Source organism: Microbulbifer sp. ABF4_107, from assembly GCF_056312215.1.
In genome coordinates, this window is the sequence record NZ_CM149983.1 from 3,809,662 (window position 1) to 3,830,368 (window position 20,707).

22 protein-coding genes are annotated in these 20,707 nt (G+C 59.1%); 10 read left to right on the plus strand and 12 right to left on the minus strand.

All coding sequences use genetic code 11. The features are described from left to right. Window positions 1-133 precede the first annotated feature (133 nt). The 3 genes from ACYX4K_RS15600 to ACYX4K_RS15610 are packed head-to-tail and all read right to left on the minus strand — an operon-like array spanning window position 134 to window position 3,500. Window positions 134-1,336 (minus strand): MFS transporter, encoded by a 1,203-nt coding sequence (locus ACYX4K_RS15600; protein WP_475091228.1) that lies wholly within the window; start codon window positions 1,334-1,336, stop codon window positions 134-136. A gap of 36 nt (window positions 1,337-1,372) precedes the next feature. Beyond that, complete coding sequence (locus ACYX4K_RS15605; protein WP_475091227.1) at window positions 1,373-2,623, minus strand: glycosyltransferase; 1,251 nt, start codon at window positions 2,621-2,623, stop codon at window positions 1,373-1,375. Window positions 2,624-2,630: 7 nt separating this feature from the next. Beyond that, window positions 2,631-3,500, minus strand: a complete 870-nt coding sequence (locus tag ACYX4K_RS15610) for a YicC/YloC family endoribonuclease (protein ID WP_475091226.1) — start codon at window positions 3,498-3,500, stop codon at window positions 2,631-2,633. Between the two features lie 158 nt (window positions 3,501-3,658). Here ACYX4K_RS15610 and rph point away from each other — a divergent pair, with 158 nt between their 5' ends. Beyond that, window positions 3,659-4,378: a ribonuclease PH gene (rph, locus tag ACYX4K_RS15615; protein WP_475091225.1), complete on the plus strand. Its 720-nt coding sequence runs from the start codon at window positions 3,659-3,661 to the stop codon at window positions 4,376-4,378. A 92-nt stretch (window positions 4,379-4,470) separates the two neighbouring features. On the opposite strand, the gene ACYX4K_RS15620 is transcribed toward rph, so the two are convergent. Further along, on the minus strand, window positions 4,471-5,238 hold the full coding sequence (locus tag ACYX4K_RS15620; protein WP_475091224.1) for an exodeoxyribonuclease III: 768 nt from the start codon (window positions 5,236-5,238) through the stop codon (window positions 4,471-4,473). A gap of 123 nt (window positions 5,239-5,361) precedes the next feature. Between ACYX4K_RS15620 and pyrE the strand changes: the two genes are divergently transcribed. Further along, complete coding sequence (gene pyrE / locus ACYX4K_RS15625; RefSeq protein WP_475091223.1) at window positions 5,362-6,018, plus strand: orotate phosphoribosyltransferase; 657 nt, start codon at window positions 5,362-5,364, stop codon at window positions 6,016-6,018. 135 nt (window positions 6,019-6,153) lie between these two features. Continuing rightward, window positions 6,154-6,750, plus strand: coding sequence for a hypothetical protein (locus tag ACYX4K_RS15630; protein WP_475091222.1), 597 nt, complete (start codon window positions 6,154-6,156; stop codon window positions 6,748-6,750). 42 nt (window positions 6,751-6,792) lie between these two features. On the opposite strand, the gene slmA is transcribed toward ACYX4K_RS15630, so the two are convergent. The 4 genes from slmA to coaBC all read right to left on the minus strand — a co-directional run bounded on the left by slmA (window position 6,793) and on the right by coaBC (window position 12,250). Next, window positions 6,793-7,404, minus strand: a complete 612-nt coding sequence (gene slmA / locus ACYX4K_RS15635; RefSeq protein WP_475091221.1) for a nucleoid occlusion factor SlmA — start codon at window positions 7,402-7,404, stop codon at window positions 6,793-6,795. 237 nt (window positions 7,405-7,641) lie between these two features. After that, entirely contained in the window at window positions 7,642-8,565 is a 924-nt protein-coding gene (gene argB, locus ACYX4K_RS15640) for an acetylglutamate kinase (RefSeq protein WP_475091220.1), read from the minus strand. Between the two features lie 40 nt (window positions 8,566-8,605). Next, a complete protein-coding gene (locus ACYX4K_RS15645; protein ID WP_475091219.1) occupies window positions 8,606-10,951 on the minus strand; it encodes a phosphomannomutase/phosphoglucomutase in 2,346 nt (781 codons plus the stop codon). 84 nt (window positions 10,952-11,035) lie between these two features. Then, a complete protein-coding gene (gene coaBC, locus ACYX4K_RS15650; protein ID WP_475091218.1) occupies window positions 11,036-12,250 on the minus strand; it encodes a bifunctional phosphopantothenoylcysteine decarboxylase/phosphopantothenate--cysteine ligase CoaBC in 1,215 nt (404 codons plus the stop codon). Window positions 12,251-12,391: 141 nt separating this feature from the next. On the opposite strand from coaBC, the gene radC reads away from it, so the two are divergent. The 6 genes from radC to ACYX4K_RS15680 all read left to right on the plus strand — a co-directional run bounded on the left by radC (window position 12,392) and on the right by ACYX4K_RS15680 (window position 15,768). Then, complete coding sequence (gene radC, locus ACYX4K_RS15655; protein ID WP_475091217.1) at window positions 12,392-13,066, plus strand: RadC family protein; 675 nt, start codon at window positions 12,392-12,394, stop codon at window positions 13,064-13,066. A gap of 411 nt (window positions 13,067-13,477) precedes the next feature. Next, window positions 13,478-13,714, plus strand: a complete 237-nt coding sequence (rpmB, locus tag ACYX4K_RS15660) for a 50S ribosomal protein L28 (RefSeq protein ID WP_010132080.1) — start codon at window positions 13,478-13,480, stop codon at window positions 13,712-13,714. Between the two features lie 32 nt (window positions 13,715-13,746). Then, the gene (rpmG, locus tag ACYX4K_RS15665; RefSeq protein WP_043319942.1) at window positions 13,747-13,902 is read left to right on the plus strand and encodes a 50S ribosomal protein L33; all 156 of its coding nucleotides are present in this window, start codon (window positions 13,747-13,749) and stop codon (window positions 13,900-13,902) included. 234 nt (window positions 13,903-14,136) lie between these two features. Next, window positions 14,137-14,952, plus strand: a complete 816-nt coding sequence (gene mutM / locus ACYX4K_RS15670; protein WP_475091216.1) for a bifunctional DNA-formamidopyrimidine glycosylase/DNA-(apurinic or apyrimidinic site) lyase — start codon at window positions 14,137-14,139, stop codon at window positions 14,950-14,952. A 61-nt stretch (window positions 14,953-15,013) separates the two neighbouring features. Then, window positions 15,014-15,172: a DUF5993 family protein gene (locus tag ACYX4K_RS15675; protein WP_475091215.1), complete on the plus strand. Its 159-nt coding sequence runs from the start codon at window positions 15,014-15,016 to the stop codon at window positions 15,170-15,172. A gap of 20 nt (window positions 15,173-15,192) precedes the next feature. Then, complete coding sequence (locus tag ACYX4K_RS15680) at window positions 15,193-15,768, plus strand: disulfide bond formation protein B (RefSeq protein ID WP_475091214.1); 576 nt, start codon at window positions 15,193-15,195, stop codon at window positions 15,766-15,768. Window positions 15,769-15,776: 8 nt separating this feature from the next. Here ACYX4K_RS15680 and sugE read toward each other — a convergent pair whose 3' ends face one another. From sugE to rsmD, 4 genes are all read right to left on the minus strand, one after another. After that, on the minus strand, window positions 15,777-16,103 hold the full coding sequence (gene sugE, locus ACYX4K_RS15685) for a quaternary ammonium compound efflux SMR transporter SugE (RefSeq protein ID WP_475091213.1): 327 nt from the start codon (window positions 16,101-16,103) through the stop codon (window positions 15,777-15,779). Between the two features lie 52 nt (window positions 16,104-16,155). Beyond that, window positions 16,156-17,940 (minus strand): gamma-glutamyltransferase, encoded by a 1,785-nt coding sequence (gene ggt / locus ACYX4K_RS15690; protein WP_475091212.1) that lies wholly within the window; start codon window positions 17,938-17,940, stop codon window positions 16,156-16,158. Between the two features lie 76 nt (window positions 17,941-18,016). Then, a complete protein-coding gene (gene coaD / locus ACYX4K_RS15695) occupies window positions 18,017-18,496 on the minus strand; it encodes a pantetheine-phosphate adenylyltransferase (RefSeq protein ID WP_475091211.1) in 480 nt (159 codons plus the stop codon). Between the two features lie 127 nt (window positions 18,497-18,623). Then, window positions 18,624-19,220 (minus strand): 16S rRNA (guanine(966)-N(2))-methyltransferase RsmD, encoded by a 597-nt coding sequence (gene rsmD, locus ACYX4K_RS15700; protein WP_475091210.1) that lies wholly within the window; start codon window positions 19,218-19,220, stop codon window positions 18,624-18,626. A 409-nt stretch (window positions 19,221-19,629) separates the two neighbouring features. Here rsmD and ftsY point away from each other — a divergent pair, with 409 nt between their 5' ends. Next, on the plus strand, window positions 19,630-20,652 hold the full coding sequence (ftsY, locus tag ACYX4K_RS15705; RefSeq protein ID WP_475093903.1) for a signal recognition particle-docking protein FtsY: 1,023 nt from the start codon (window positions 19,630-19,632) through the stop codon (window positions 20,650-20,652). The last annotated feature ends 55 nt before the right edge of the window (window positions 20,653-20,707 follow it).

Below are 20,707 nucleotides of genomic sequence, written 5' to 3' on the forward strand. Positions count from 1 at the left end.
CAACTCTTTGGATTTCGCGCCAAAATTAGGTCTTAATTGGTGCGATCGTAACCCATTGGGGGAGGGGTGTGATGGAGGTCTCGGCGCCTGGCACCGATTTGATTTTCGGTCAGGTGTACAAGGTAATTCGAATTCAGCGCGCGGTTTGCCGCATGGTAAGCGTGAAGCCCAGCAGGCCGAATATCGGACCGGGTAGCAGCAACCAGATTGCCTGGGGTCCGCTCAACTCGAAAAGTGTGCTGACACCAGCGATTGAAATGACCGTAATGGCAAATCCAATGGAGTTCTGAATGGCCAGCGCTGCGCCGACGATTTCACCGGGACAGGCGGTGGCGGAGAGTGCAGAAAACTGCGGCGAGTCCGCAATCACCGTGGCACCCCAGATCAGCAGCAACACCGCCAACCAGAGTGCGGGTAGTCTGTCCCAGAGCAAAACGAAAAGCAGTGCGCAAGAACCTGAGGTTGCAAGTGCACCCATGGCAATCGGTGCGCTGCCAAATTTTCGCGAAAGTATCCCGCCCAAAACACAACCCAGTGCGCCAGCGGCGATAATCCCGAAGGATAGCCCGGGAATTCCCAGTGCCGGAAACTGCTCGAATAAAGCCGTGCTTGAAACCAGTAGCGGAACCATCGCCCAGAAAGCGTAAAGTTCCCACATATGGCCGAAGTAACCCCAGGCGGCGGCCCGAAATTGAGGAATACGGAAAGCCTGTACCACCGCTGGCTGGCTGAACCCGCGATGTTCCGGCTGTGGAAGAGCGGCTGAAGTGGGTTGTGGCAGGTGTGGACCATCTCCAAGGCGGTGAATGAAAGCAGCGGCAATTACTGCCAGCACCGATGAAGCACTGATGATCCACTGCCACGGCACCCCTGCACCGATTTCCCGCATGCCGTGCGGCAAGGCGGTGCCGAGGGTAAGCATTGCCACCAGTTGCGCCAGCGCCACACCGGCTCGCTGCGGCTCCCAGCTCACGATCAATTTCATGCCCATGGGGTAAATACCCGCAAGACAAACCCCGACAAAAAAACGCAACACCAATGCACTGGTCAAACCGTCCGCCAGCCAGGCAAAGCAGGCATTAAACAGCGCCCCTGCCAGTGCGCTCAGGATAAAAATCTGGCTTGCGCGAAAGCGGTCGGCGATGCCGCCGAGGGCGAGTATCAACGTGCCCAGAATAAAACCGCACTGCACGGCATTGGTCAGCCAGCCCATATCGGTAGCGCTAATCTGCCAGCTCACTGCGAGAGAATCTGCGGCACTGTTCGCGCTGAACCAGAGCGACGTGCCCAACAGTTGAGCTACGGCGATGATGGTAATTGGGCGTGAGAGTGGCATGGAGATCACATGGAAAATATAAACCGAGCGTTCGGGTCAACTGGCACCGGGCAATTTGTTTTTTGCTTCGATCCAGCGGCTCATGAATTCTTCCGCGCGATGTTCGGTTCTTCTCAGAATACGCCCCCACATATTGCGATTGCGATGCGCTTCGAGGCAGTGGGTGGTGGACTCGATGCGTTCGATAAACGCCTGCGCGTGGGATGCATGGGAAAATCCCGTATGCAGCGCCCGAGCGCTGGCTTCGCGCACCGCCAGCCAGTCTGCCTCGTGCTGGTAGATACGCGCGGCGATTTCTGCAAATTGATCCGGACCATCTGATAACGCGTAGCCCCAGGCATCCGGTGATGCCATGGATTCCGCACCGATGGGCGTGGTGATGGTGGGTGTGCCGGAAAGCCAGCCGTCGAGAATCTTTCCTTTTTGCCCCGCCCCGAATCGCAACGGGGCGAGATTCAGGCGATAGCGCGAGAGCGTTGCGAGCGCATCGTCGGTACGGCCGATAATCCGCAACCCTGCCCCAGGTTTGTGAAATTGCTGCATGGCATGATCGGCATATGCCCCGTACACATGGCACTCTACACCCGGTAGCAGCGAATGCAGCGTTGGCCAAATATCTTCGGCCAACCAGCGCACCGCGTCGCGATTGGGCGCGTGTTTAAATCCGCCGATCATCGCCATATGCTGGCGCTCGGCAAAGCCGGGCAGAGCGGAAAAGTCCGGAATTTCCCGCACCAGAAAAGGCAGGTAGTGCAGTTGCCAGTCCGGCAGGCAGAAATGTTGCTTTAGCAAATCCACTTCAACCTGCGAAATCATGATGGTGAGATCGCAGCGCGCCATGGCGGCGATTTCGCGCTCGGCACTCGCGTTGAACAGGTTTACCGGCTGGCCGCTCTTCAGCGCCTGGTGGCGCGCCTCGCGCAGGCTGTGGAAATCGCTGGTATCGAGAAGGGTGAGCGCATTCGGGCACTGCTCGCGCACCCGCCAGCCAAACTGCTCCTCCATCATAAAGCGGTCGTAAATCACCAGGGTGGGTTTCAGTGCGCGTACCCAGGTGTCAAAACTGGATTCGTTCACATCGATCCGGTGCTCGCCAAATCCGGTGCTCGCCTGGAAGGGGGTGGGCTGCGCTGGGCTACCAATTTCTATTTGATAGCCCGCCTCGTGAAGCAGCTCGAGAATATCCAGAGTGCGCCTGCCGGCAGCCGTAGAGGCGGGTTCTGGCCACTGCTTGGCGATCAGCAGCGCCACTTTCCTGTCGGCGGCATTGGGGCTTTTGCGGGACATCAGCGGATTATTCGATGTTCTGCACCTGCTCGCGCATCTGCTCGATCAGCACTTTCAGTTCCACTGCGGCCTGGGTAGTGTCGGTGACCACCGCTTTGGACGAAAGCGTATTCGCTTCCCGGTTAAACTCCTGCATCAGGAAGTCCAGGCGGCGGCCGATAGGTCCACCGTTTTTGAGCACGCGACGGGTTTCGGTGATGTGGGCTTCTAGGCGGTCGAGTTCTTCATCGACATCGGCCTTCTGCGCCAGCAGGGCAATTTCCTGCTCGATACGGTCCTTGTCGATTTCTTCCAGTAGCTCTTCCAGGCGACCTTTCAGCTTCTCGCGCTGGTTCTGAAGAATCTGCGGCAGCAGTGCACGCACGGTGGTGACCTGCTCATTGATACCTTTGATGCGCGCCTCAATGAAACCGGCGAGCTCCGCCCCTTCCCGTTCGCGGTTATCCACAACCTGTTTGAGTGCCTGCCTGAAGCCGTCGAGAATGGCACCGGCCTGCTCTTCCGCATCGGTCTCCGCTTCCGCAATGACGCCCGGCCACTTGAGTACTTCCAGCGGGTTCAGGGGCTGGCTGTCGGGAGCGACCTGAGCGGCGGCCTTGACCAGTTCCTCCACCAGTGCCTGATTGACCTTGATACCCGCAACCTCGCCGCTGCTGGGCTTCAGGTTCAGTGTCATTTCCACCTTGCCGCGATTCAGGGATTTGCGTAGCAATTCGCGTAACTTTGGCTCCAGTGCGCGGCCGGCTTCCGGCAGGCGGAAGTGAGGCTCCAGGTAGCGATGATTGACGGAGCGCATCTCCCACACCGCAGTGCCGGTGGAATAATTGACTTCCGCGCGCCCGAAGGCGGTCATGCTGCGCACTTTGTTGTTGGCCATAATATTGCCGTACTCCGGAAATGCGTTGAGATCAGGGGTGAAAAAACAGCGGCAAAGCATAGCACAGGGTGATTGTGTGCTCAGATGGCTATAATGCCGGGCCTTGAAAGTTAACCATCACACTTTTCTTACAATTCCCGATTAATCAGAGGTGCTTTATGCAGCGACCCAGCGGCCGCAAACCGGAACAACTGCGCGATGTGCGCATCACCCGCAACTATACCCGGCATGCGGAGGGCTCGGTGCTGGTGGAATTCGGTGACACCAAAGTGCTGTGCAATGCCTCGGTGGCGGCGGAAGTGCCGCGTTTTCTGCGCGGTCAGGGCAGCGGCTGGATTACCGCTGAGTACGGCATGCTGCCACGCTCTACCGGTTCGCGCATGGGCCGGGAGGCGGCGCGCGGCAAACAGGGTGGCCGCACGGTAGAAATCCAGCGGCTGATCGGCCGGTCACTGCGCGCAGCCGTGGACCTGAAGGCCCTCGGTGAACACCAGATCACTTTGGACTGCGATGTCATCCAGGCCGACGGCGGTACCCGCACCGCGTCGATTACCGGAGCGTGCGTGGCACTGGTGGATGCCATCCGCTATATGCAGCGCGAAAAAATGATCGCCACCGATCCGCTGAAAAACATGGTGGCGGCAATTTCGGTGGGTATTTATGACGGCGCTGCGGTGCTCGATCTGGATTATCCGGAAGATTCCAATGCCGATACCGATATGAACCTGGTGATGGCGGAAGACGGCGGCATGATCGAGGTACAGGGTACCGCCGAAGGTGCGCCCTTTACCGAGCATCAGTTTGCGGAGATGCTGGCGCTGGGCAAGGCCGGTATTAAAGAGCTGGTGGAACTGCAGAAGAAGGCGCTGGCGGAATAGGTCCCCGGCGTTTACTTGCGATCGCCATACAAAAAGGGCCCGCTGGATTTCCAGCGGGCCCTTTTTGCATCTTGGTATCGCGTAACGGAAAGCTACACTTCCAGATCGTAATCCATGATCACCGGCAGGTGGCTGGAAAAATTGACGTTCTTGTTGATGGCGCCGTATTCAATCTTGTTTTTCAGGGTCTGGGACACGATCTGCATATCCGTGCGCCAGCCGTCGCCCTTGCCGGGTTCGCCGCTCGGCCACCAGGTAAACTCATCCGCGTCTTTCACCACCCGGCGGAAGGCATCGATATAGCCGATATCGTTGAACAGCTGGTCAAACCAGCGCTGTTCGTGGCGCATGAATCCGGGAGTGTCCTGATGGTCCTGCCAGTTCTGCACATCGGCGCGACGGTGTGCCATGCCCCAGTTTCCACAGAAAATAAAATCCCGGCGCTTGCGGCTTATCTTGGCCAGATGGGCTTGCATATCGTCGAAGAACTGGACTTTTACTTCCAGCGAGGCCTCATCCCTGGCAACGGGCGCCAGCAGGGAGCCAACGCTCAGGCGCTCAAAGTCTGCCTGGAGGTAGCGGCCGTACATATCCACGCCATTGGCAAAGCCCATCCCGTAAATCAGCGCTTTCGGCTGGGCACGGGTATATATGGCCACGCCATTTTCATGGGGGGTCCCGGAATCAAAGAAATAACTGTAGTAACCGTCCGGATGGAAGATGGGGTGATCCAGCTCCGGCTCCAGTGAACGGAGATCCTGGAGACAGATGATGTCTGCGTCCTGTTCCGCCAGCCAATCATAGAGTCCGCGCTGCGCAGCCTGGTGCACACCATCAACGGACAAGCTCACTATTCGCATTATTAGCCCCTTACCAGCGGACTGTGTAAAATTGCAGTCGTTATTCGTCTGAACATTTTTCGATTGCCGCTCCCCTTTCCGTGGGGACCTTCCTTCACCTTAGCCAATAGTTATCAAATTGCCATGCAGCAGTACCAGCGCGACTTTATACAACTGGCCCTGGAGCACGATGTGCTCTGTTTCGGGGATTTTACGCTGAAATCCGGGCGCCAAAGCCCCTATTTCTTTAATGCCGGCCGTTTCCACAGCGGTGCGGCGCTCGCCGCATTGGGCAATGCCTACGCGGAGGCGATTATTGCCTCTGGAGTGGAGTTTGATGTCATATTTGGGCCGGCCTACAAAGGCATCCCGCTGGGTGCGGTGACCGCGGTGGCACTGGCACAGAAAGGGGTTGATAAACCCTTCTGTTACAACCGGAAAGAGGCCAAGGACCACGGCGAGGGCGGAACCTTAGTGGGTGCGCCGCTGAAAGGCAAGGTTTTGATCATCGATGACGTGATTACGGCCGGAACAGCGGTGCGCGAAGTGATGCAGATCATTCAGGCCGAAGGTGCCGAGCCCGCGGGTGTGGTGATCGGTCTGAACCGGCAGGAGAAGGCCAACGACGATACGGATCTGTCCGCGATTCAGCTGGTTGAGCAGGAATACAGTATTCCTGTGATCGGGATTGTGGAACTGGACGATATTATTTCTTATCTTAAGTCGGAAGCTGCCAGCGACGAGTTGCTGCAGCGGATTATTGGCTATCGCCAGAAGTACGGTGTTTCCGCTGAAGGTTAGGCGGGTAGGAATACGTAATTAACCCTATGGGGCTAACTACACCGGACTAGTTGTGGGGTACTCTCAAACCCTCGGTGCTCGGGAGTATCTTTGATCAACGAGTGGCGTTTAGAGTGAACAAAAAATGAGGCAGGTGTGAAAACCGCAATCGCGCTGGCAATGGCCAGCGCTCTTCTGACAATGGATGTCGGAGCTGTAGACTCGGGGTGGGACGGCAAGAGGCTGTACCGCTATACCAACGAACACGGCGTTCAGGTGCTGGACGATGTGGTGCCTCCCCGTTATGTGGCCGGTGGTTACGAGGTGCTAACCGCTACCGGGCGTGTGCTGGAGGTGGTGGCTCCTGAGCTTTCAGGCAAGGAGCTGGAGGAAAAGCAACGTCGCGAAGCCCAAAAGGAAGCGGACCTGCAGTTGCTGAAGCGCTATAACAGCCTCGCCGACATCGAATCTGCGCGTAAGCGCAAACTTGCCATTGTGCAGCAGGATATTGCGATCCTGCGTTCTAATATGACCTCGCTCAATCGACAGATCGAGAGCGAAGAGTCGGTCGCCGCGCGTACCCAGCGCAATGGCGGTACCATTGCTGCAGTACTGCTTGAGCGGATTGAAAACCTGCGCAAGGAGGTGAGTGTGGTCAACGAGCGTCTGACATTGCGTGAAAAAGAAGCGGTAGCAATCAACAGCGAGTTCGACCAGGCTGCCAACCGCTACCAGGAAATAGCCGGCAACTGACGATTGATTCAGCCGGCTCGCTGTCCTCTCCCGATTCTTACCTTACCCTTGCGCAGCCAGTGCGCTTTCCCGGAAAAATCCCGCAACCAGTACCGGCCACTGCTCCGTCCAGTGCTCCGTCGGTTTGCGTTTGAAACCACTTCTTACGTACTGAACGATGCGCCCCTCGGCGCTGGCCAGCAGCAGGTTGGCGGCGGCAGTCAACGGAATCGCCGGGCGCAACTGCTCGCGGAGCTCCGCTTCACGGAGAATCTGCTTGAGTTGGGTTTCCAGACGGTCGAACAGCTGCAGGATGCGGCCGTGCAAGCGCTCGGTTTCACCGGTCAGGGCGTCGCCGGTAAGCAGGCGGGTAATGCCCGGGTTGCGCTCACAAAAGGCCAGCAACAGGTGTAGGATCTTCTGGCAGCGCGCCAGTGCGCTGGGCTCGTCCTGCATGATCAGCTTGATGCGGCTGAATATGGTCTCCTCGATAAATTCGATAAGACCTTCGAACATTTTGGATTTGCTGGGGAAGTGACGGTACAGCGCCGCCTCGGAGAATCCCACTTCTTTGGCCAGTGCCGCAGTGGTGATGCGGGCGCCGGGGCTGGCTTCCAGCATGTGGGCCAGGGCCTGGAGGATCTGCTGGCGCCGATTGATTTTTTCGCTGCTCATGAACTGCCTTTGCCCGGAGTATTCAGCCGGGATCTGATTTTGTTGTTGTGCCGGTATTGGTCTCGTTGCGTGGCTTTTCAGCGCTGGGGTGTCAGAAGCCCGCGTTCTTACAATAAAAAGATTACTGCGCCGAAAGCCTGTAAACCGGCGCCAGAATCGTAACGATTCGACGCCATGCCATCAATTGTTAGTGATCGTTAACACCGGTTATGTGATAGAGATCACGCAGGGTGTCGGTCAATCATCATCCGCATTGTCACTCAGGTTGGCGTTGGTGATCAGGGTGCCGACGCCGGTATCGGTAAAGATTTCGAGTAGCACTGCGTGCGGCACGCGGCCGTCGATGATGTGCGCGGAGGTTACACCCGCCTTCACCGCGTCCAGCGCACAGGCGATTTTCGGCAGCATGCCACCGTAAATGGTGCCATCGGCGATCAGGCCGTCAACCTCCAGGGTGGAAAGGCCGGTGAGTACCTCTCCCTCTTTGTCCTGCAGGCCCGCCACATTTGTCAGCAGCATCAGTTTTTCTGCTTTCAGGTACTCGGCAATCTTGCCGGCCACGAGGTCGGCATTGATATTGTAGGACTCGCCTCCTCTGCCCACGCCAATTGGCGCGATTACCGGAATAAAATCGCTGTTGAGCAGCATGTCGATCACGCCGGTATCGACACTTTCCACTTCGCCCACATGGCCGATATCGATGATTTCCGACGCGTGCAGACCGGCAGTCTCCTCTTTGCGGCGCAGCTTTTTCGCGCGGATCAGCAGGCCGTCCTTGCCGGTCACACCCACGGCGCGGCCGCCATTTTTGTTGATCAGGTTGACGATCTGTTTGTTCACGGTGCCACCGAGCACCATTTCCACCACATCCATGGTCTCGCTGTCGGTCACGCGCATGCCGTCCACAAAGCGGGACTCGATACTGAGCTTGTTCAGCAGATCGCCGATCTGCGGGCCGCCGCCGTGCACGACCACCGGATTCATGCCCACCAGCTTCATCAGGATCACATCGCGGGCGAAGCTGTTCTGCAGCTCCTCGTCCACCATGGCGTTACCGCCGAACTTGACCACCACGGTCTTGCCGATAAAGCGCTGGATATACGGCAGCGCTTCATTGAGAACCTGTGCGACGCGCAGGGCGGATTTCTGATCCAGGGACATAGCGTTTTCCTTACTGCTTGGGGAGACTGCCGCCTGGTGCTTAGGGAAGCACCAGAGAGGGGTCGATTTTCTGTAGTTGGTTGGCCACCTGCTCGCGAATACGCGCGAGGGCGGCTTCGTCGTCGGCCTCGAAGCGCAGGGTCAGTGCGGCGGTGGTGTTGGAGGCGCGCACCAGGCCCCAACCGTCGGCGAACTCGATGCGCAGGCCGTCGATGGTGTTGAGGTCTGCTCCCTCGAATTTAGCTTCGCTGCGCAGGCGCTCGATTAGCGCAAACTTGTCGCCCTCCGCCACCGGCAGCAGAATTTCCGGTGTGTTCACCATCTGCGGTAACGAATCGAGTAATTCATCGAGGCTCTGTTCGCGCAGTGCCATGATCTCGAGGATCCGTGCGGCGGCGTAAATGCCGTCATCAAAGCCGTACCAGCGGTCCTTGATAAAAATATGGCCAGACAGTTCGCCGCCCAGCAGCGCGCCGGTTTCCAGCATCTTGGTCTTCATCGGTGCGTGGCCGGTTTTCCACATAACCGGGCGTCCGCCGTACTGGGTGACCAGGTCTGCCAGCGCACGGGAGCTCTTCACATCGAATACGATATCGGAGCCCGGGTTGCGCGCGAGAATATCCCGTGCCAACAACATCACCAGCTGATCCGCCCAGACGATACGTCCGCTGCCGGTAATCAGCGTTACCCGGTCGCCGTCGCCGTCCAGGGCAATTCCCAGGTCCGCACTCTCCCCTTTCACCGCAGCAATCAGGTCCTGCAGATTTTCAGGGCGCGACGGATCAGGTGCGTGGTTCGGAAAGTTGCCGTCCACTTCGCAGTAGAGTGTTTCCACCGCGCAGCCCAGCTGCTCGAACAGCGCCGGCGCGAGGGTTGAGGTGGCACCGTTACCGGCATCAATCACAATATTGGGTTGCCCGGCCAGCGCTACATCATTGAAGATTTCGTCGATATAGGTGTCGCTGATGTCCTGGGCACTGTGGTTACCCTTTCCGCTGGAAACCTGGATGCTCTGCATCGTCCCTTGCAGCTCCCGCAGTTTGTCATCTGCCAGCGGGCGACCATCCATCACGATCTTGAAGCCGTTGTACTCCGCCGGGTTGTGGCTCGCCGTAACCATCACGCCGCTATTGGCATTCCTGCCCTTGGCACAGGCGAAATAGAGTACCGGTGACGGAACCAGCCCGAGGTCGACGGCGTTGCAGCCACTCTCCAGAATGCCCTCAACAAGGCAATCCCGCAGCAGCTCACTGCTATTGCGACCATCGCGCCCGACCAGCAACAACTTCTGTCCCGCCTGCAAGGCGATGGTACCCAGCGCGCGACCAAGCTGATAGGCAAAGGGCTCATTGATTTCTTCGCCGGCGATACCGCGAATATCGTAGGCACGGAATACGTGCGCGGGAATTTCGGTGCTCGGGGTGCGCATCAGGTCGCTGGCAGAGGCCTCTTCCACCTGTGGGGCTGCCGGCGCTGGAGAAGGTGCGGCGGCTACCGCAGTGCTGGTGTTCTCTTTCGCCTGTGGTGGTTTTTCCAGGTCTTCTTTACGCAGTCCGTTTCTGGTTGTGGCCTTGCCGTGGCGTCCGGCTTTTTCCCAGGGGGCAGCGCCACCCTCTGCGGGGACCAGCTGGCGCAAGGCTAACAGGCTGGCCAGCAGGCCAATGAGCGCAGCGCTATATATCCACAGGCCCGGAATACGGTGCTTGGTGGCGAAAATTGTCGATGGTGTGAACGATACTTTTATATAGCTCCCGGGCACCGGCGCGAAAGCGGCATCGCCACCGGAGGCTTGCGCCGGCGAATTCCATAGCGGGCGCGCCGGGCCGTCGGGAAACTGCTGTGCTATCTGGATACTGCCTGGCGTCGAGTCCAGCTTTGTCAGTTCGCGTTCGAATACGCTGAAGGGCTGCGCGACCAGCAATGCACCCCCCGGTTGCGGGCGCGCGCTGTAAAGCTGCCACTCGTCTCCTTCATTGCGCAGGAATTCAGGTTTCTGTTCGCCATCCTCCTGGCTGCGCTTCAGTAGATCCACCAGAGCGAAATTGAGCGGCGGCTTCCCGGTGCCCACCTGCAGCTCGTCGGTCCTGAAATATTGTACCGATGCCTGAGTAACTGCGCTGGTGCCGGTGCGAATGGCAGATTTATGTAGAGGCTGCAGGTCTTTCAGTTGCTGCTGCCGCTGGCCGAAAAAAATTTCCAGTTGTCTGGCATAGCTGTCGGCTTTTTGCTGTGCCGCTTCGCGCACACTGTCTGTATTGTGCTTGGAAATTACATTCGACATCAGCAGGTGCGCGCCGCCCACCCAGAGGGCAGTTGCGAGCAGAGCAGGCAGCGTCAGGCCACTGTGCCACAGAGGCTTGTTTTGAGTTTGTGCTTGTACGGCCACGACTTTTCAGTCTCCCCAGACCACGGTTCAGTTATTGTGGGCTCTGAATCTTGTGTGTTGTTATGTACTTGTTGGTTTCGTAATTTATTCGTTCGGAAATGCACGTGCTGCAATGCGTGCGATCAAATTTGTGGCGAGCTCGGATTTCAGCGCAGGCGGCAATGGCTGTTCGCCATTCTTGTCGATCAGCGTTACCTCGTTGCGATCACTATTGAAGCCCCCTTCCGGGTTACTTACGTCGTTGGCCACAATCATGTCGAGATTCTTGCGTGCGAGCTTACCCTTCGCGTGTTCCACAACTTTTTCCGTTTCCGCGGCAAAGCCCACCACAAACGGGCGCATGGTGGTGCGCGCGGCGATGGTGGCGACGATATCCGGATTTTTCACCAGGCTCAGTACGTCGCTGTCGTTGCCGTCTTCTTTCTTTATCTTCTGGTCTGCGACGATTGCGGGGCGGAAATCCACTACCGCGGCGGCGGCGATAAACAGGTCGCAGCGGTCGGCGGCTTTCTCAGAGGCGGCGAGCATTTCGTCGGTGCTGACCACATCTACACGCGTCACTCCTTTGGGCGTTTCCAGCCGTACCGGGCCGGCAATCAGGGTCACTTCGGCACCGGCACGCGCTGCGGCGGCGGCAATGGCAAAACCCATCTTACCGGAGCTGTGGTTGCTTAAATAACGCACCGGGTCCAGCGCCTCACGGGTGGGCCCCGCGGTGATGGTGACTCTTTTACCGGCCAGCACCTGCGGGGGCTGCAGAAAATTTGCCAGCCCTTCGACAATATCCAGTGGCTCCAGCATGCGGCCCGGGCCTACATCGCCACAGGCCTGGCTGCCCGCGTCCGGTCCCAGCAAGGTCGCGCCCCGGACTTGCAAGGTCTGTGCATTGGCCTGGGTGGCCGGGTGGCGCCACATGGCTTGATTCATGGCCGGTGCCAGTACTACCGGTGCTTCGGTGGCCAGACACAGGGTGGACAGCAGGTCGTCGGCCATGCCGGCGGCAAGCTTTGCCATCACGCTGGCGCTCGCTGGAGCGATCAGAATCGCATCGGCCCATTTGGCCAGCTCGATATGCCCCATGGCGGCTTCGGCAGCCGGGTCCAGCAGGGTGGTATGCACCGGGTTGCCGGACAGGGCCTGGAAGGTAAGCGGACGCACGAATTCCTGGGCACCGGCGGTCATGACCACGCGCACGCGGGCGCCCTGATCCTGGAGCCTGCGTACCAGGTCGGCGCTTTTGTAGGCAGCGATGCCGCCAGAGACGCCAAGCAGTATCCGTTTGTCGGCCAATTTGGGCATATTCTGTGTTTCCGAAACGCTGGGAGCGCGTAAGATTACCATCTTAGCGCCGGTGGCCATATGGGCCATGCGCAGTAGTTGCGGGCTCGCAGGGGAAGCGAGCGTTTACTTTGACTGATAAGTTCTACCCAGGGAGGGGAGATGGCGATTACGGACTGGCCGGCGGAGGAGCGTCCGCGGGAGAAGTTGCTGGCGAAAGGCGCGGCGGCACTGTCGGATGCGGAGCTGCTGGCGATCTTTCTGCGCACAGGGTTACCGGGTATCTCGGCGGTGGATCTGGCGCGGCAGCTGCTGGCGGATTTTGGCGGGCTTCGGCCCTTACTGGAGGCGGAGCGCAAGGCGTTCTGTGCCGGCAAGGGGCTGGGGGATGCGAAGTTCGTGCAGTTGCAGGCGGTACTGGAGATGGGCCGCCGGCATCTGGCGGAGGATCTGAAGCGATCGGATGCGCTGACCAGCCCGCAGGCGGTGCGTGACTATTTATCCGCACAGTTGCGGCATCGCACCCGGGAGGTGTTCTGCTGTCTGTTTCTGGACAGCCAGCACCGGGTGATTGCCTATGAGGAGTTGTTTGAGGGCACCTTGAACGCAGCGAGCGTATATCCCCGCGAGGTGGTACAGGCGGCCCTGAGTAAGGGAGCCGCAGCGGTGATCCTCGCCCACAACCACCCCTCCGGGGTGAGTGAGCCCAGTCAGGCGGACATTCATATCACCGGGCGGCTGAAGGATGCGCTGGCGCTTGTGGATATTCGGGTGCTGGATCACCTGATTGTTGGAGAGGGTGGAGGGTGTTCTTTTGCGGAGCGGGGGCTGATTTAGCTCCCTCTATATAAGGGACTTCGTAGTCACCGCCGTGGCGGCGAAGCGCCAGGGGTGGGTTTTCGAAATCGCTGTGAACCCATCCCTGGGCGCTCCGGCGGCGACGTCCTGTCGCCGACGGTTTCGAAAACCCACCCCTGTCACTCCGCCTTCCCCCCAGAGCGATGGCGCTACGTAGCCGGGGTGCGATTCCCTGAATTGTGGCGGGATTAACGCCTCCAACCCAAAGTGGCTGCTCAGACAGCAAAAAAGCTGGTCAAAACTTGCCCCACCTAGGGTGTTCTGGTATAAAACGCCGCTCTTTGCGGCCGGGCCAGATTCTGTACAGATCCCGCGGTCCGCTGGATAACGAATTTTGCATTTGCCCCGCCGCCGAGCTGAGGGCACGAGAGTTTTTAAGAGGCTAATCAGATGTCCAAGGTATGTCAGGTAACCGGTAAGCGCCCGGTAACCGGAAACAACGTTTCTCACGCCAAAAACCGCACCAAGCGTCGCTTCGTGCCGAACCTGCAGTCCCACCGTTTCTGGGTGGAAGCAGAGAAGCGCTTCGTTAAACTGCGTGTTTCTACTAAAGGTATGCGCATTATCGATAAGAAAGGTATCGATACCGTACTGGCAGAGCTGCGCAAGCGCGGCGAGAAAGTTTAATTACTGCTTAACCGCAGATTGGAGACAGAACAATGCGTGACAAGATTCGCCTGAATTCCAGCGCCGGCACCGGCCACTTCTACACCACTGACAAGAACAAGCGCAACATGCCTGAGAAAATGGAGATCAAAAAATACGATCCCGTTGCTCGCAAGCACGTTATGTACAAGGAAGGCAAAATCAAGTAATTGATTGCCTGACGAGTTCGCGAAAAAGCCCGGTTTTCCGGGCTTTTTTGTGTCTGATCGAAGTGAAAATCTGCAAATCGAAGGTCGTGGTGCCGGTGGAAGTTTGCGGGACCGTCTGCGGCCCGGATGGCCGCAGCCGAGCCCCCAGGGATGGGTTTACGGCGTGTCCCGCAAACTTCCACCGGCACCATGACCGCCACTGGACTCGCTAGTGGTTGCCCGGAACCCAAAACGATGCCTGAACTACCTGAAGTAGAAACTACCAAGCGCGGCCTGGCCCCCCATCTGGAAGGCCGAAAGGTAAAGCTGTGTGAGATCCGCCAGCACAGCCTGCGCTGGCCGGTGGATGCGGACTTTGCCGAGAAGATTCAGGGTGCCCGGATTCAGCGCCTGGACCGCCGCGCAAAATATCTGCTGGTGGAAACCGATAAAGGCCTCGCCATCTGGCACCTGGGCATGTCCGGCAGCCTGCGGATCGTCGACGGCAAACTGCCGCTGGAAAAACACGACCATATCGACTGGCTCCTCGACAGCGGCCAGCGCCTGCGCTTCCACGACCCCCGGCGTTTCGGCGCCCTGTTGTGGACAACCGAAGACATCGCCGATCACGAACTCATCGCCCATCTGGGCCCCGAACCCCTCAGCGATGAATTTCACAGCGACCACCTGTTCAGCGCCTCCCGCAGCCGCAAAGCCCCGGTAAAGACCTTCATCATGGACGGTCGTATCGTCGTCGGCGTCGGCAACATCTACGCGTCGGAAGCCCTGTTTATGGCCGGCATCCGCCCGCAGACCCCCGCCGGCAAAATCTCCCGCCCGCGCTACGAGCGGTTAGTGGAATCCATCAAAACCGTCCTCGCCGCCGCCATCGAACAGGGCGGCACCACCCTCAAGGACTTCGTCGGCGGTGACGGCAAACCCGGCTACTTTGCTCAACAACTCAACGCCTACGGCCGCGCCGGCCACCCCTGCCCTCGCTGCCCCGGTACCATCCGTGAGCAGATCATCGGACAACGAAACACCTTCTTCTGCCCCCGCTGCCAGCACTGATTGGGAATCCATTTGCACCCACCCTAAATTTGAGTCCGATATTCTCATCGGACGCATTTCCATGATTATGATGTTGCCCTTACTCACGGCACTCATCTCCGCCTGGTTCGCCTGGCGTGGGCACCGTTGTACCGCCATGGTCTGGTGGGGGATTACCGCGGCTATCTATGTGGCCTGGTGCTTCTACCATATGACGTCGAGCCTGAACATTTCCCTGTAACGCCACCGGAGACCTGCGCCGTGATTCACCAATTGCTTGGTCTGCGCCGCTGGACCGATTGTCTGAACGCTCTCGCCCTGCTCGGAATTAGCGGGGTACTCTGGTTCGCCTTTGCCTGGCAGATTGTGCTGCACGAACTGCCCTGCCCATTGTGCCTGCTGCAGCGGGTTGCCTTTGCCATGGCCGGGCTCGGTCTGATGCTGAACGTCTGTTTTGGTAGTCGCCCGGCCCATTACGGCATAGCGATTCTGTCGGTGCTGGCGGGGATGGTGTCGTCGGCGCGCCAGGTTCTGCTGCACATCGCTCCCGGTGATCCTGGTTTTGGTTCACCATTTCTCGGGCTTCATTTTTACACCTGGGCGCTGCTGGGCTTTTTTGCGCTGGGGCTGTTTCTCGGTGGGTTGTTACTGCTTGATCAGATGAAGCTGAAGGAGGCCGCCGATGTACCGCGCACACCGGGATGGCTGGGGAGGCTGGCGGTGTACAGTTTTCTCGCGATACTGCTGGTTACGCTAATAGCCACACTGCTGGAGTGTGGCGTTGGCCCCTGCCCGGATGATCCCACCAACTATCTGTGGTTGCCGGGAAGGTCTTAGATGTGAAATTAAACCGGCGAGGTGAGTTTGAGTCCGGCAATGCCGGCCACAATCAGGCCGATACACAGCAGCCGCGGCAAAGCTGTGGATTCCGCAAACAGGGCAATACCAAGAATCGCAGTGCCTACCGCACCAATGCCGGTCCACACTGCGTAGCCGGTACCAACGGGAATCGTCTTTAATGCCTGTGCGAGGAAATAGAAACTCGCGATCATGGCAATAATGGTGAGCACACTGGGCAACGGCTTGCTGAAGCCCTGGGTGTACTTGAGGCCGATGGCCCAGCCCACTTCCAGTACTCCGGCAATCAGTAGCAGTAGCCAGGGATTGGCCATGTGGATTTACCTCTGTTGATACCCGGTTTGTTGCGAGCCTCTTCGTGAACTTTTAGCGCCCGACGGCACTGCCTTCGCGGCGTGTGTCTGCGCCGCCATACAGCGCTCCGTCTTTCAGTGCGATACCGTGAATACCGCTGTTCAATTCCTTGCGCACCACCTTGTGACCCAGGGCTTCGAGCTTTTTCAGCTCGGTATCCGTCAGCGTGTCCGGCTCCACTTCCACCCGATAGCCAATCGCGCCGATATTGCCCGCGTGTATCGCCTCGGCAATCGGCATGCCCTTGGACAGATGGTAGAGAATGGTACGTGCAGTGTAATCAATAATCCGCGATCCGCCCGGGGAGCCGACAACCATGCGCAGGCTGCCGTCCTTGTTGAAGACGATGGTGGGCGACATGGACGAGCGCGGGCGCTTGCCCGGTTGTACACGATTCGCGACCCGCTCCTTTTCCGCATTGCGCGGTACAAAGGAGAAATCGGTGAGCTGATTGTTGAGCAGAAAACCTTTGACCAGCAGGCGCGAACCAAATCCGGTTTCAATACTGGTGGTCATACTCACAGCATTGCCGTACTGATCGACAATGGACAGATGACTGGTATTGGGCATTTCCGGGGACTTGGCTTCAATATGTTTGCCGGAAAGTTCTCCCGGTGCACCTGAGCGCGCCGGCATAGCTTTTTCCAGGTTGATCAGCTTGGCCCGCTGCGCCAGATAGTGCGGCGCGACCAGTTCATCGGTAGGCACCTCGACAAAGTCGCTGTCCGCCGAGTAGGTATTGCGGTCGGCGAAGGCCAGTTCGGAGGCTTCCACGAACAGATGGGTCAGTTCCGCACTGCCGACGTCCAGCTTTTCCATGGGAATATGCTGCAACATACCGAGGATTGCTCCGACGGTGGTGCCGCCGGACGACGGCGCCGCGGCCCCGCACACTTCATACTCGAAAAATTCGCTGCACACCGGTTTGCGCACCTTGGCCTGGTAGTCGGCCATATCTTTCAGGGTCATCACGCCGGGGTTGATGGGATCGTCGCGCACTGCATCGACAATGGCCTCGGCAATCTCACCCTCGTAAAAAGGCTTGGCACCCTTGGCCGCCAGCAATTTCAGGGTGGCGGCGTACTCGGGGTTTTTCAGGATATGGCCAACGGGCAGCGGCTCGCCTTCTTTGCCGAACAGGTATTCGCTGATGGCCGGGCGCACCGCGACGCGCGGCATCCGGTCCGCCAGATGGTAAAGGCGGGGCGATATGGCAAAGCCGTTTTCGGCAAGCGCAATCGCCGGCTGAAACAGCGCCTTCCACGGCAGTTTGCCGTCGCGCTTGTGGGCCAGCTCCAGCATACGCATCACACCGGGCACGCCTACGGAGTAACCGCCGATTACCGCTTCGAGAAAGCCGCGGGGTTTGCCGTCCTGAATAAAGTAATTTTCGTCCGCCGCCATGGGCGCAGTTTCGCGGCCGTCGTAGGAGTAGAGTTTCTTGTCGTCGGCGCGGTAGCTCAGGATAAAGGCACCGCCACCGATGCCGGAGGATTGCGGCTCCACCAGACCGAGTACCAGTTGTGCGGCAATGGCAGCATCCACCGCGGTGCCGCCCTTGGCGAGCATCTTGGCGGCGGCATCGGAGGCGTGGGGGTTGGCGGTGACCGCCATATAGGACTCGGCAGTGGCAGATTTGATTTCCGTGCGCCCGGTAGCGATCTCCGGCTGTACTTCCGTTTGCTCGGCTTGGGTGCCGGGCACAGCGGCACTCGCCGTGGCTATCAGCAGACTGGAAAGCAGCTGACCGGACAGGGCGGTGGAAAGAATGAGGGAGAGAAGCGGAATACGTTTCACTGGGCGATCCAAAATGACTGGAATCGCCCGAGTGTATCAGACTGCCAGCGCCGAGGCTGACAATCGACGGTGGGCCTTAGCGGCTGTATTTTTCCTGCAGGGCTTTCTGGACGCCGGGGGGGACGAACTTGGTGACGTCGCCGCCGAGGGAGGCGATCTCGCGCACCAGTGAGGAGGAAATGTAGGAGAGGTGCTCCGCCGGGGTCAGGAACAGGCTTTCCATCTGCGGCGCCAGCTGGCGGTTCATATTGGCGAGCTGGAATTCATACTCGAAGTCGGATACCGCACGCAGGCCGCGCACTACACCGTGGGCATCCAATTGGCGCACCAGATCGGCGAGCAGGATGTCGAAGCCGATCACCTCGATATTGTTGAGGTGGGCCAGCTCCTGCTGGGCCAGTTCCACCCGCTCTTCCATGGTGAACAGCGGATTCTTGCGAGTGCTGGCGGCAACGGCGACCACCACGTGATCGAACATGCGGCAGGCACGCTCAACCAGGTCCATGTGACCATTGGTGATGGGGTCGAAAGTACCCGGATAAACCACTTTTTTCATAAGCCAATTCGCCTTGCCGGCCAGAAGGGACGCGCATCTTAAACAATTTAGCCCCCGCTCTCAAAAAGTCCGGGGAAAATCCGTCAAACTCGGGTGAATGTTCGGGATTCACGCGCGAAATTTTGCATCAGCTGGCTTTAAAAAGTCGCAGGCAAACCTGCCCGGCCTGCTTTTCCTTTTCCAGCTGCCAGTTTGCAGGCGCGGGAACCTGGGTATTCCGCGGGGATTCCACGTAGATCAGGGTGTCCTCACCGATACAGCCGGCCTCCACTAGACCCGTCAGGGCTGCTGTCCACAGGTCGTTGGCGAAGGGCGGGTCGACAAAGATTACATCAAACGGCTCGGCGGGCTGGCTCAGGTACACCTCCGCCGGGCAGTTGTGCACCTGTGCGCCCTCGGCTTCCAGTAGATCCAGCTGCTGCCTCAGTATCTGCGCGGCTCCCCGATTCAGCTCCACAAAGTCGACCTGCGCGGCGCCGCGGCTCAGGGCCTCCAGGCCCAGCGCGCCGGAGCCCGCAAACAGATCCAGGCAGCGAGCACCGGGCAGGTGAAACTGCAGCCAGTTGAACAGCGTCTCCCGCAGCCGGTCGCCGGTGGGGCGCAGTCCTTCAATGGGGGCAAAGGCCACTTTGCGCCCGCGCCAGCGGCCGCCAATGATGCGCAACTGCGATGCTGCCGACGGGCGAGCACTGTCGTTAGGTCGGGGGCGGCGGTTTCTGGGCATTGGCAGTCCGGAAAAATCGTTACAGCGGCAATTAGAGACGGGCAACTGTGTGCTAAACAGTCAGCGGTGCTAAGATTAGCGCCTTTCCAGGGCCGGCTGCCAGCCGGTATTCGCCAGTCACCCTTTTCCTTCGAAGAATCCACACCCGATGATTTTTGATTTTCTGCGCAAGAAGAAGCCCGAGGACCAGGCCGCCGAGGAGGCGACACCCTCGACGGAGGCCCAGAACCCGCTGGTAGAGACAGCGGATGAGGTCGAGTTTGAGATTCCGGAGAACCTGCAGGCAGATGCCCCGGCCGAGGAGGCCGTAGAGCAGCCAGTGGAAGAAGAGACGCCGGTGGCGGCGGACGAGGGTGAAACCCTGTCGGCGGAAGAGGCCCCGGAATCCGGGTTTGATCCGGTGGCTGCGGTGGAAGCGCCACCTGCTCCCGAAGCGTCTGTTGCCGCCGCGCCGGAAGAACCAGTTTCTCCAGTTCCTACGAAAGAACAGGAAAAGCCCAAGAAAGAAGGCTTCTTCGCCCGTATCCGCCGCGGTCTGTCCCGCACCAGCAGCCAGTTTGCCGAGGGCATGGGCAACCTGTTCCTGGGCGCCAAGGAGATCGACGAAGATCTGATGGAGGAGCTGGAGACCCAGCTGCTGATGGCGGACGTGGGCGTAGACGCCACCACCGAGATTATCGATCGTCTGACCGAGCGGGTTTCCCGCCGCGAGCTGTCCAATGGCGAGGCGCTGTACACCGCGCTGCAGGAAGAGCTGGCTGGGCTATTGGACAAGGTTGAAGCGCCGCTGGCCATCGATCAGGCGAATAAGCCGTTTGTGATCCTGGTGGTGGGCGTGAACGGTGTCGGCAAGACGACGACCATTGGCAAGTTGGCGCACCGCTTCCTGAACGAGGGCAAGTCGGTGATGTTGGCGGCCGGTGATACCTTCCGTGCGGCGGCGGTGGAGCAGCTACAGGTGTGGGGCCAGCGCCACAATGTGCCGGTGGTGGCCCAGCATACGGGGGCCGATAGCGCCTCTGTCATCTTTGATGCGATACAGTCTGCCCAGTCCCGGGGTGTGGATGTGGTGATTGCGGATACCGCGGGTCGCCTGCACAACAAGTCCAATCTGATGGAGGAGTTGTCGAAGGTGCGCCGGGTGATGGGCAAGCTGGATGATTCGGCGCCCCATGAAGTGTTGCTGGTGCTGGATGCGGGCACCGGGCAGAACGCTTTGTCTCAGGCGGAGACCTTCAAGAATTCTGCCGGGGTGACGGGGTTGGTGCTGACCAAGCTCGATGGTACGGCCAAGGGCGGGGTGATTTTCGCGCTGGCGCAGAAGCTGGGGATTCCGGTACGCTTTATCGGTGTCGGGGAGCAGGCAGAGGACTTGCAGCCGTTTGTGGCCAAAGACTTTGTGGCGGCGCTGTTTAATCGCGCTCAGGGGTGATAGCACTGGAAGGTCTTGCAAGGCTATACCCGCTATCAGCGCCTTCGCATTAAAC

Coding starts and splice junctions, on each gene's coding strand:
- rph (WP_475091225.1), top strand. CDS start 3,659: ATGCAGCGACCCAGCGGCCGCAAACCGGAACAACTGCGCGATGTGCGC.
- ACYX4K_RS15600 (WP_475091228.1), bottom strand. CDS start 1,336: ATGCCACTCTCACGCCCAATTACCATCATCGCCGTAGCTCAACTGTTG.
- rsmD (WP_475091210.1), bottom strand. CDS start 19,220: ATGCCCAGAAACCGCCGCCCCCGACCTAACGACAGTGCTCGCCCGTCG.
- coaBC (WP_475091218.1), bottom strand. CDS start 12,250: ATGCCCAAATTGGCCGACAAACGGATACTGCTTGGCGTCTCTGGCGGC.
- coaD (WP_475091211.1), bottom strand. CDS start 18,496: ATGAAAAAAGTGGTTTATCCGGGTACTTTCGACCCCATCACCAATGGT.
- ACYX4K_RS15610 (WP_475091226.1), bottom strand. CDS start 3,500: ATGGCCAACAACAAAGTGCGCAGCATGACCGCCTTCGGGCGCGCGGAA.
- rpmB (WP_010132080.1), top strand. CDS start 13,478: ATGTCCAAGGTATGTCAGGTAACCGGTAAGCGCCCGGTAACCGGAAAC.
- ACYX4K_RS15620 (WP_475091224.1), bottom strand. CDS start 5,238: ATGCGAATAGTGAGCTTGTCCGTTGATGGTGTGCACCAGGCTGCGCAG.
- pyrE (WP_475091223.1), top strand. CDS start 5,362: ATGCAGCAGTACCAGCGCGACTTTATACAACTGGCCCTGGAGCACGAT.
- slmA (WP_475091221.1), bottom strand. CDS start 7,404: ATGAGCAGCGAAAAAATCAATCGGCGCCAGCAGATCCTCCAGGCCCTG.
- ACYX4K_RS15675 (WP_475091215.1), top strand. CDS start 15,014: ATGATTATGATGTTGCCCTTACTCACGGCACTCATCTCCGCCTGGTTC.
- mutM (WP_475091216.1), top strand. CDS start 14,137: ATGCCTGAACTACCTGAAGTAGAAACTACCAAGCGCGGCCTGGCCCCC.
- radC (WP_475091217.1), top strand. CDS start 12,392: ATGGCGATTACGGACTGGCCGGCGGAGGAGCGTCCGCGGGAGAAGTTG.
- sugE (WP_475091213.1), bottom strand. CDS start 16,103: ATGGCCAATCCCTGGCTACTGCTACTGATTGCCGGAGTACTGGAAGTG.
- rpmG (WP_043319942.1), top strand. CDS start 13,747: ATGCGTGACAAGATTCGCCTGAATTCCAGCGCCGGCACCGGCCACTTC.
- ACYX4K_RS15605 (WP_475091227.1), bottom strand. CDS start 2,623: ATGTCCCGCAAAAGCCCCAATGCCGCCGACAGGAAAGTGGCGCTGCTG.
- argB (WP_475091220.1), bottom strand. CDS start 8,565: ATGTCCCTGGATCAGAAATCCGCCCTGCGCGTCGCACAGGTTCTCAAT.